Consider the following 433-nt stretch of genomic DNA (forward strand, 5'->3'; position numbering starts at 1 on the left):
GTTATATGGCCTTCAGCTATTGCCTCTCGGAATGCATCGCTCAGTGTTGATCTGATTAACTTGGCTGACGCCGCCTTGCCCTCGTCTATGTATCCATTGAGCATTGCCGCAATTTCTTTTGTGGTGATGTCTTCAAGTGGAGCATCAGGCAGACCCCTCCTTATTGCTTTAATTTTGCTCATGTAATTTATGAGTGTCTTCTGCTTGATTCCTCTGCTGGCCAGGATTTTTTCGTAGCGATCAAGCCATGAATGTAACGTAACGGAATTATCACTGTTGATTCTCGCTGTCAGAGGCTTGTGTTTGTGTCCTGAAAATAACTCAATGTTGGCCTGTATAGCTTCAGTGATTGCGATTCGCCTGTCTCTGCCTAATCCAAACTCTTTACCCGTCCTTGGGTCCCTGTAGCAGTAATATCCATTGTTTCTTATAT

General features: G+C 44.3%; 1 protein-coding gene. It reads right to left on the reverse strand.

Going from position 1 to position 433, the window contains the following annotated elements; all coding sequences use genetic code 11:
• Positions 1 to 433, reverse strand: a 433-nt coding sequence (locus tag P3R27_RS14830; RefSeq protein WP_438839303.1) for a phage integrase Arm DNA-binding domain-containing protein, incomplete at both ends; no start/stop codon positions are given.

Origin of the sequence: Enterococcus spodopteracolus (assembly GCF_030441955.1) — a bacterium.
Classification (GTDB): Bacteria; Bacillota; Bacilli; order Lactobacillales; family Enterococcaceae; genus Enterococcus_B; species Enterococcus_B spodopteracolus.